We start from the raw sequence: 9,236 nt of genomic DNA, 5'->3' as shown, positions 1-9,236 counted from the left end.
GCACGCAGAACTCGTTGCCCTCCGGGTCCGCCATCACCACCCACGAGCCGCCCTGCTCCGCCACCTCCCGCAGCACGCTCGCGCCCAGCGTTCTCAGCCGCTCCACCTCGGCGTCGCGGCGGCCCTCGCCCGGGTGCAGGTCCAGGTGGAGCCGGTTCTTGACGGTCTTCGGCTCGGGCACGCGCTGGAACAGCAGCCGCCGGCCGAGGCCGGTGCCGGTGTCCGCGTCGTACGGATCGCCGGGGTGGCGTACGGCGATCAGATCGCGGAAGGCGGGGCGGCCGTGGAAGTCCACGGTGGCCGCGGCGGGCAGCGCGCCGGCGTCCAGCAGGCGCCGGACCAGCGCGCTGTTGTCCTCGGCCAGGTAGCCGAGCGCGGCGGCCCAGAAGTCGGCCTGGCCATGCGGGTCGTGGGCGTCGATGACGAGCTTCCAGTGCACGGGGACGGGCGCGGACGCCGATTCCTCTGTCATGCCATCAGTTATAGGCGGGGGCACTGACAACGGCCCGTGACCACCGCACCCGAGCAGGGCCGTTCCGGTGGGCAGGCGTCCACCGCCGCTGCCGCGCGGGCGTCGTAGGCGGCGCGGGCGGCGGCGATCTCCTGCTGGTGCGCCTCCGTCCAGCTCACCAGGGAGCGGATGGTGGCGTGCAGGGTGCCGCCGAGCGGGGTGAGTTCGTACTCGACGCAGGGCGGCACCACCGGGTGGACGGTGCGCCGGACCAGGCCGTCGCGCTCCAGCTGGCGCAGGGTGACGGTCAGCATGCGCTGGCTCACCCCGTCGATCTCCCGCCGCAGTTCGGTGAAGCGCAGCCGCCGGTTCTCCAGCAGGGCGATGACGAGCAGTGACCATTTGTCGGCGATCCGGTCGAGGATCTGCCGGACTTCGCAGCCCTCCCGGGTGTCCCACTGGAAGGGGTCGTCGTGGTCGTCGTGACCGGCGATGGCGCAGTGACTCGGGGGCGAAGACGCGGCTGCTTCCATGTCGGCCGATACTGCATCAGCCCGGGGCCGGTTACAAGAGGGAACCGACCCTCACTCCCGGAACCGGCCACCCGCCCCGTGACCGTCGCCCGTCGGCTACGGCTTGGTGTCGACGGGTGCCGCCGGCACGGTCTCGGCGTTCCGTGCGACATCGACATCGACATCGACATCGGCGGCGGCAGCGACGTCGGCCTCGACGTCAGCGGCGGTGGCGGCGGCGGAGCTGCGGGCCTCGGCGGTGGCCCGGAGGGAGCGGGCCGTGCGGCGGGCGGTGCGCAGGGCGTTCCAGGTGAGCAGGGAGAGCGCCAGCCAGACCAGGGCGAAGCCGGCCCAGCGCTCGGGCGGCATGGCCTCCGCGAAGTAGAGGACGCCGATCAGGAACTGGAACACCGGGGCCAGGTACTGGAGGAGGCCGATGGTGGACAGCGGGACGCGGATCGCCGCCGCGCCGAAGCAGACCAGCGGCAGCGCGGTGACGATGCCGGTCGCGGCGAGCAGTGCCGCGTGTCCCGGGCCCTCGCTGGTGAAGGTGGAGTCGCCCTGCGAGGCCAGCCACAGCAGGTAGCCGGCGGCGGGCAGGAACTGGATCGCGGTCTCGGCGGCCAGCGACTCCAGGCCGCCGAGGTTGACCTTCTTCTTGATCAGGCCGTACGTGCCGAAGGAGAAGGCGAGGACGAGGGAGATCCACGGCGGGCGGCCGTAGCCGATGGCCAGGACGAGGACCGCCACGAGGCCGATGCCGACCGCCGCCCACTGCACGGGCCGCAGCCGTTCCTTCAGCAGCAGCACGCCCAGGGCGATGGTGACGAGCGGGTTGATGAAGTAGCCGAGGGACGCCTCGACGACCCGGTCGTTGTTCACGGCCCAGATGTAGACGCCCCAGTTGACGGCGATGACGGCCGCGGCGCCCGCGATGAGCGCGAGCCGGCGGGGCTGCTTCAGCAGTTCACCGGCCCACCGCCAGCGTCGCAGCACGAGCAGTACGGCGGCGACGACGACGAGGGACCACACCATCCGGTGGGCGAGGACCTCGGACGCCCCGGCGGGCTTGAGGAGGGGGAAGTAGAGGGGGAACAGCCCCCACATGCCGTACGCCGCGAAGCCGTTCAGCAGGCCTATGCGCTGCTCTGCCCTGGACTTCTCGGCCACGGTTCCTCCTTGGTGCGTCCGCCGCATCCGCCTCGACTGCACGAAGGTAGCGCCCGGCCCCCTCGCCTGTCATGTCCGTATCGCCATACGGTCATGACAGATTCGCAGGTCGTAGGTTTAGCCCGCGAGTGCCGCCGCGACGGCCTCGGCGAGCGGGGTGGTCGGGCGGCCGGTCAGGCGGGAGAGGTCGCCGGTGGTGATCTCCAGCTCGCCCTTCTCGATGGAGACGTCCACCCCGGCGAAGACGGCGGCGAGCGGTTCGGGCAGCCCGGCGCCGGTCAGGATGGCGGTGTACTCCTCCGCCGAGACGGCGTTGTAGACGATCTCCTTGCCGGTCTGCCGGCTCAGCTCGGCGGCGTACTCCGCGAAGCCGAACGACGTGTCGCCGCCCAGTTCGTACGTCTGGTTCTCGTGGCCCTCGCCGGTCAGCACCGCGACCGCGGCGGCGGCGTAGTCGGCGCGGGAGGCGGCGGAGACACGGCCGGCGCCCGCGGCCTGGACGACGGCCTCGTGGGCCAGCACCGGGGCGAGGTTCTCGGTGTAGTTCTCGAAGTACCAGCCGTTGCGCAGCAGCGTGTAGGGCACGCCGGAGGCCAGCAGGATCTCCTCGGTGGCGCGGTGGTCGTCGGCGAGCGCGGCGCCCAGGCTTCCGGGGGCGCTGGTGTAGGCGAGCAGGGCGACACCGGCCGCACTGGCGGCGTCGATGACGACCTTGTGCTGGGCGGGGCGGCCCTTGTCGAACTCGTTGCCGGAGATCAGCAGCACCTTGTCGCCGGCGGAGAGGAGGCCGTCGAAGGTCTCGGGCGCGTTGTAGTCCGCGACCGCCAGCCGTACGCCGCGTGCCGCGAGGTCGGCGGCCCTGGCCCCGTCCCGCACGACCGCGGTGATCTCTTCGGCGGGGACCTTCTCCAGCAGCTGCTCGACGACGTGGCGGCCGAGCTTTCCGGTGGCTCCGGTGACGACGATGCTCATGATGCGGAACTCCTCGTGGGTTGCTTGTGGCACTGACCCTAAGGGGAGCGCTAACTATCCGAAAGTACCCACCTTGAAGTAAGGTACTGGTATGGCAGTAAGTGACTGGCGGATCGACGGCGAGGCGATGTGCCCCTACCGGCTGGTGCTGGAGCACGTCACCAGTCGCTGGGGCGTCCTGGTGCTGATCCGGCTCCTGGAACGCCCGCACCGGTTCAGCGAGCTGCGCCGGGCGATCGGCCGGGTCAGCGAGAAGATGCTCGCCCAGACCCTGCAGACCCTGGAGCGCGACGGCCTGGTCCACCGCGACGCCAAGCCGGTCATCCCGCCGCGCGTCGACTACTCCCTCACCGCGCTGGGCCGTGAGGCCGCCGAGCAGGTCCAGGCACTGGCGGGATGGACCGAGCGGCGGATGGCCGAGGTGGAACGGGCCCGCCGCGCCTACGACGAGGCCCGCGCCTGACCCCAGGGCGCACGACGAGGCCCGCCCCGACACTGACCTCCGGCGAGCCCCGCGTCCGGCCCCGGGCATACGACGAGGCCCGGGCCGGAGCCCGGGCCTCAGGCCGACGTACGCGTACGCGGCTCAGCCGACGACCGTCCAGGTGTCCCCGCCGGCCAGCAGTGCGGCCAGATCACCCTTGCCCTTCCGCTCGACGGCCGCGTCCAGCTGGTCGGACATCAGCGTGTCGTAGACCGGACGCTCCACCGCGCGGAAGACACCGATCGGGGTGTTGCGCAGGGTGTCGGGGTCGGCCAGCCGGGACAGCGCGAACGCCGTGGTCGGGGAAGCGGCGTGCGCGTCGTGGACGAGCACGTCCGCCTCGTTCTCCGGGGTCACCGTGACCACCTTCAGATCGCCGGTGGCCGGGTCCCGTACGACCCCCTTGGACAGCTCGCCGCCGAAGCGGACCGGCTGCCCGTGCTCCAGGCGGATCACCGCCTCCTGCGCCTGCTGCTTGTCCTTCAGGACGTCGAAGGCGCCGTCGTTGAAGATGTTGCAGTTCTGGTAGATCTCGATCAGGGCGGTGCCCTGGTGGGCGGCGGCCTGGCGCAGCACCTCGGTGAGGTGCTTGCGGTCGGAGTCGACCGTACGGGCCACGAAGGAGGCCTCCGCGCCCAGCGCCAGCGACACCGGGTTGAACGGCGCGTCCAGCGAGCCCATCGGCGTCGACTTGGTGATCTTGCCGACCTCGGAGGTCGGACTGTACTGGCCCTTCGTGAGGCCGTAGATCCGGTTGTTGAACAGCAGGATCTTGAGGTTGACGTTGCGCCGCAGGGCGTGGATGAGGTGGTTGCCGCCGATGGACAGCGCGTCGCCGTCACCGGTGACCACCCACACGCTCAGGTCGCGCCTGCTCGCGGCGAGGCCCGTGGCGATTGCCGGGGCCCGGCCGTGGATGGAGTGCATCCCGTAGGTGTTCATGTAGTACGGGAAGCGGGAGGAGCAGCCGATGCCGGAGACGAAGACGATGTTCTCGCGCGCCAGGCCCAGCTCGGGCATGAAGCCCTGCACGGCGGCGAGGATCGCGTAGTCACCGCACCCGGGGCACCAGCGCACTTCCTGGTCGGACTTGAAGTCCTTCATGGATTGCTTGGCCTCGGCCTTGGGGACCAGCTGCAGTGCCTCAGTCATCGATGGCCTCCTTCAGGGCGTGGGCCAGCTGTTCGGCCTTGAACGGCATACCGTTGACCTGGTTGTACGGGCGCGCGTCGACCAGGTACTTCGCCCGGATGAGGGTGGCGAGCTGGCCGAGGTTCATCTCGGGGACGACGACCTTGTCGTACGCCTTCAGCACGGCGCCGAGGTTGCGCGGGAACGGGTTGAGGTGGCGCAGATGGGCCTGCGCGATCCGGCCGCCCTCCTTGCGGATCCGGCGCACCGCGGCGGTGATCGGACCGTACGTCGACCCCCAGCCGAGGACGAGGGTGCGGGCTCCGTCCTGGTCGTCGACCGCCAGGTCCGGGACGTCGATCCCGTCGACCTTGGCCTGCCGGATGCGGACCATGAAGTCGTGGTTGGCCGGGTCGTAGGAGATGTTGCCCGTGCCGTCCTGCTTCTCGATGCCGCCGATCCGGTGCTCCAGACCCGGGGTGCCGGGCACCGCCCACGGCCGGGCCAGGGTCCGCGGGTCGCGCTTGTACGGCCAGAAAGCCTCGCTGCCGTCCTCCAGGGTGTGGTTGGGTCCCTGGGCGAACTGCACCTGGAGGTCCGGCAGCTCGTCCGGCTCCGGGATCCGCCACGGCTCGGAACCGTTGGCCAGATAGCCGTCGGAGAGCAGGAAGACCGGGGTGCGGTAGGTCAGCGCGATCCGCGCGGCCTCCAGGGCGGCGTCGAAGCAGTCCGCCGGGGTGCGCGGCGCGACCACCGGGACCGGCGCCTCGCCGTTGCGGCCGTACATCGCCTGGAGCAGATCGGCCTGCTCGGTCTTGGTGGGCAGACCGGTGGACGGGCCGCCGCGCTGGATGTCCACGACCAGCAGCGGCAGCTCCAGCGAGACGGCGAGCCCGATCGTCTCCGACTTCAGCGCCACACCGGGGCCGCTCGTCGTGGTCACCGCCAGTGAGCCGCCGAAGGCGGCGCCCAGCGCGGCGCCGATCCCGGCGATCTCGTCCTCGGCCTGGAAGGTGCGCACCCCGAAGTTCTTGTGCTTGCTCAGCTCGTGCAGGATGTCGGAGGCCGGGGTGATCGGGTACGAGCCGAGGAACAGCGGCAGATCCGCCTGCCGGGAGGCGGCGATCAGGCCGTACGACAGGGCCAGGTTCCCGGAGATGTTGCGGTAGGTGCCCACCGGGAAGGCCTGTGCGGCCGGTGCCACCTCGTAGGAGACCGCGAAGTCCTCGGTGGTCTCGCCGAAGTTCCAGCCCGCGCGGAAGGCGGCGATGTTGGCCTCGGCGATGTCCGGTTTCTTCGCGAACTTGCTCCGCAGGAACCGCTCGGTGCCCTCGGTCGGCCGGTGGTACATCCACGACAGGAGCCCGAGCGCGAACATGTTCTTGCTGCGCTCTGCCTCCTTTCGGGTGAGGTCGAAGTCCTTCAGGGCCTCCACGGTGAGTGTGGTCAGCGGCACGGGGTGCAGGCTGTAGCCGTCCAGCGAGCCGTCCTCCAGCGGGCTGGTTGCGTACCCCACCTTCTGCATCGCCCGTTTGGTGAACTCGTCCGTGTTGACGATGATCTCCGCGCCGCGCGGCAGATCGCCCACGTTGGCCTTCAGGGCCGCCGGGTTCATCGCGACCAGCACGTTCGGCGCGTCGCCCGGGGTCAGGATGTCGTGGTCGGCGAAGTGCAGCTGGAAGGAGGAGACACCGGGAAGGGTGCCGGCGGGCGCCCGGATCTCGGCCGGGAAGTTCGGCAGCGTCGACAGGTCGTTGCCGAAGGACGCGGTCTCGGAGGTGAAGCGGTCACCGGTGAGCTGCATGCCGTCACCCGAGTCCCCCGCGAACCTGATGATCACTCGGTCGAGCCGGCGGACGTCCTTCGTCCCCGCCGGTTTGCGCTGCTCTCCGACCACGGCTCCGTCGGCCTGCTCCGCTGGGCTACTGACCTGGCTCGTCACTGAACTGGACCTCCCTCGAGGCGGCTGTCGGGGAGCGGCCTTCCGCAGGCGTTCCCAGGATCAACCCTACGACCGCCAAGGGTTCGCGCCTTCGGTAATGCGCACGAAGACCACCGGCGCGTACAGCCGTACGACCCGTCCGGACGCCTGCCTGGCACCTGACCGCCACCGCCCCCCACCAGGCGTGAGAATTAGGAATTCAGATACGTCAAAACGGCGAGGACCCGCCGGTGGTCGCCCTCGCTCGGGGACAGGCCGAGCTTCAGGAAGATGTTGCTGACGTGCTTCTCCACCGCACCGTCGCTCACCACGAGCTGCCGCGCGATGGCCGAGTTCGTCCGCCCCTCCGCCATCAGTCCCAGCACCTCGCGCTCCCTCGGCGTGAGCCCCGCGAGCACGTCCTGCTTACGGCTGCGGCCGAGCAGCTGGGCGACGACCTCCGGGTCCAGCGCCGTACCGCCCCGGGCCACCCGCACCACCGCGTCCACGAACTCACGGACCTCGGCTACCCGGTCCTTCAGCAGATACCCGACCCCCCGGCTGGATCCGGCCAGCAGCTCGGTGGCGTAGCGCTCCTCCACGTACTGCGACAGCACCAGCACACCGAGCCCCGGATGCGCCTTGCGCAGCTGCACGGCCGCGCGCACGCCCTCGTCGGTGTGGGTCGGCGGCATCCGCACATCGGCGACGACCACATCGGGCAACGCGTCCTCGGCGGCCAGCTCGGCCATGGTCTTGATCAGCGCTTCCGCGTCCGCGACCCCGGCCACGACCTCGTGCCCACGGTCGGTCAGCAACCGGGTGAGCCCCTCCCTGAGCAACACCGAATCCTCGGCGATGACCACCCGCACCCTGTCCTCCACGCCCTTGGCCCCCAGCCGACCCGCCGCGATCTGTACGGGACCAGCATCCCAGCAATCGGGGCGGACGGTGGCGGAGCTGACAGGTTTAGGCAGGTCTTGCGGCAGGCCGGTCCGTCCGCCGTTCGCGCCAGGCGTCCGCCGGCGGTGCCAGACGTCCGCTATCCGCGCCAGGGCAGTTCGGCCGTGATCCGGGTGGGGCCGCCGGCCGGGGAGTCCACGACCAGGATGCCGTCCACCGCGTCGAGGCGCTCCGCGAGGCCCGCCAGCCCCGACCCGGCACGCGCGTCGGCACCGCCCACCCCGTCGTCCACGACCTGGAGCATCAGCCGGTTCTCCGACCGCCACACGTCCACGGAGGCCGACCGCGCCCCGCTGTGCTTGCTGACGTTCTGCAGCAGCTCGGAGACGGTGAAGTAGGCGATGCCCTCGATGGCCGGCGCCGGCCGCGACGCCAGGTCGACCTCCACCCGCACCGGCACCGCGCAGCGCGAGGCGACCGCGGAGAGCGCCGCGTCCAGGCCGCGGTCGGTGAGGACCGCCGGGTGGATGCCGCGCGCCAGGTCCCGCAGCTCCTGGAGCGCCGTCTTCACCTCACCGTGCGCCTCGTCCACCATCCGCGCCGCCGCCTGCGGATCCCGCGCCAGCTTCTCCTTGGCCAGGCCCAGGTCCATGGCCAGGGCGACCAGCCGGGCCTGGGCGCCGTCGTGCAGATCGCGTTCGATGCGCCGCAGATCGGCCGCGGCCGTGTCCACCACGACCCCCCGGTCGGACTCCAGTTCGGCGATACGCCGCTCCAGTTCGTCGGAGGGCGACAGCAGCCCGCGCACCATCGCCCGGTCGGCGTTGGTGAGGCCCCGCGCGATGAACGGCAGCACCGGCCACGCCACGAACAGCGAGGTCAGCGCGATCGTGAAGGTGAGGACTCCCCAGGGCAGCCGGATGACCTCGTAGAGGACGGTCCGCCAGCTGACCGGGTCCTTCAGCGTCATCCACAGGTGCGGGAAGAAGCCCTCGTCGCCGCTCCGGCGCGCGCGCCGCGGCACCGGGCTCGGCTCGTCGATCCGCACCCCCAGCAGCGCCCGGGCCCGTGCCCGCTCCAGCTTGCCGAGCTGCCGCGCGCCCAGCAGGCCGGCCGCGAGGAGCGGGAACCCGATCACCGTGACGGTCAGGAAGGCGCTGGTGGACAGCGCCGTGACCACGTAGACGAAGCCCAGCAGGGACATCGGCAGATTGGCCAGGAGATGCGCTATCTCCTTCCAGGTGTGAACGTCGTAGGCGAGACGCGGCGGTGGCGGGCGGTGGTCGTCGCCGTCGCCGGGTGACGCCGCCTGCACCGGGCCGGCGGGCGGGAAGTGTTCGGTCATACGGGTCAGCGTGCCTGGCCGCGTGCCGCCGCGCCATGAGGTGCGCCGCCGAGCCCGGGCGGGGGAAAACCCCACCCCCGCATCTCAACGTGTGACGGGCTGCTTACCGCCTCTTTAACAGGCCCTAGACTCGCCTGCGTACAGATCACTCGGGTTCGAACGCGGTTCGAACAGGACGCGGAAGGTTCAGCGATTCTGTTCTAAGTTGTTCGAAGAACGTCGAGGTCACGTCGAGTTTCAGGGAGCGAGGGGACGGACGTGCGGGAACCGACCGTCGAACCGGCTGTGGTCGTCGCGGCGGACTACTTCCAGTCCTATTCCGTCGTCGGGCTGCTCGCCGCCGTCGG

Annotated in this window: 8 protein-coding genes and 2 pseudogenes; 2 read left to right on the top strand and 8 right to left on the bottom strand. The window is 71.0% G+C overall.

What is annotated here, in order from left to right; genetic code table 11:
- Nucleotide 1 precedes the first annotated feature (1 nt).
- From CCN42_RS36065 to CCN42_RS36050, 4 genes and pseudogenes are all read right to left on the bottom strand, one after another.
- A pseudogene (locus CCN42_RS36065) lies at nucleotides 2-472 on the bottom strand (VOC family protein); the annotation flags it as partial.
- Between the two features lie 8 nt (nucleotides 473-480).
- The gene (locus tag CCN42_RS36060) at nucleotides 481-984 is read right to left on the bottom strand and encodes a winged helix-turn-helix transcriptional regulator (RefSeq protein WP_086741557.1); all 504 of its coding nucleotides are present in this window, start codon (nucleotides 982-984) and stop codon (nucleotides 481-483) included.
- A gap of 96 nt (nucleotides 985-1,080) precedes the next feature.
- Entirely contained in the window at nucleotides 1,081-2,133 is a 1,053-nt protein-coding gene (gene rarD, locus CCN42_RS36055; protein ID WP_086741556.1) for an EamA family transporter RarD, read from the bottom strand.
- A 117-nt stretch (nucleotides 2,134-2,250) separates the two neighbouring features.
- Entirely contained in the window at nucleotides 2,251-3,105 is an 855-nt protein-coding gene (locus CCN42_RS36050; protein WP_086741555.1) for an SDR family oxidoreductase, read from the bottom strand.
- A 91-nt stretch (nucleotides 3,106-3,196) separates the two neighbouring features.
- Between CCN42_RS36050 and CCN42_RS36045 the strand changes: the two genes are divergently transcribed.
- Nucleotides 3,197-3,568 (top strand): winged helix-turn-helix transcriptional regulator, encoded by a 372-nt coding sequence (locus tag CCN42_RS36045; protein WP_086741554.1) that lies wholly within the window; start codon nucleotides 3,197-3,199, stop codon nucleotides 3,566-3,568.
- 123 nt (nucleotides 3,569-3,691) lie between these two features.
- On the opposite strand, the gene CCN42_RS36040 is transcribed toward CCN42_RS36045, so the two are convergent.
- From CCN42_RS36040 to CCN42_RS36025, 4 genes are all read right to left on the bottom strand, one after another.
- On the bottom strand, nucleotides 3,692-4,741 hold the full coding sequence (locus tag CCN42_RS36040; RefSeq protein ID WP_086741553.1) for a 2-oxoacid:ferredoxin oxidoreductase subunit beta: 1,050 nt from the start codon (nucleotides 4,739-4,741) through the stop codon (nucleotides 3,692-3,694).
- The gene (locus CCN42_RS36035; protein WP_086741552.1) at nucleotides 4,734-6,662 is read right to left on the bottom strand and encodes a 2-oxoacid:acceptor oxidoreductase subunit alpha; all 1,929 of its coding nucleotides are present in this window, start codon (nucleotides 6,660-6,662) and stop codon (nucleotides 4,734-4,736) included. Before CCN42_RS36035 ends, CCN42_RS36040 begins: the two co-directional genes overlap by 8 nt.
- Before the next feature lie 191 nt (nucleotides 6,663-6,853).
- Nucleotides 6,854-7,525, bottom strand: coding sequence for a response regulator transcription factor (locus tag CCN42_RS36030; protein WP_086172859.1), 672 nt, complete (start codon nucleotides 7,523-7,525; stop codon nucleotides 6,854-6,856).
- Nucleotides 7,526-7,683: 158 nt separating this feature from the next.
- Entirely contained in the window at nucleotides 7,684-8,889 is a 1,206-nt protein-coding gene (locus CCN42_RS36025; RefSeq protein WP_086741551.1) for a sensor histidine kinase, read from the bottom strand.
- Nucleotides 8,890-9,147: 258 nt separating this feature from the next.
- On the opposite strand from CCN42_RS36025, the pseudogene CCN42_RS45990 reads away from it, so the two are divergent.
- Nucleotides 9,148-9,236, top strand: a pseudogene (locus tag CCN42_RS45990) (NADH-quinone oxidoreductase subunit A); the annotation flags it as partial.

Origin of the sequence: Streptomyces glaucescens, assembly GCF_002154375.1 — a bacterium.
Taxonomy (GTDB): domain Bacteria; phylum Actinomycetota; class Actinomycetes; order Streptomycetales; family Streptomycetaceae; genus Streptomyces; species Streptomyces glaucescens.
The sequence above is the reverse complement of the archived record's forward strand: the minus strand, read 5'-3'. Positions and strand labels throughout refer to the sequence as shown.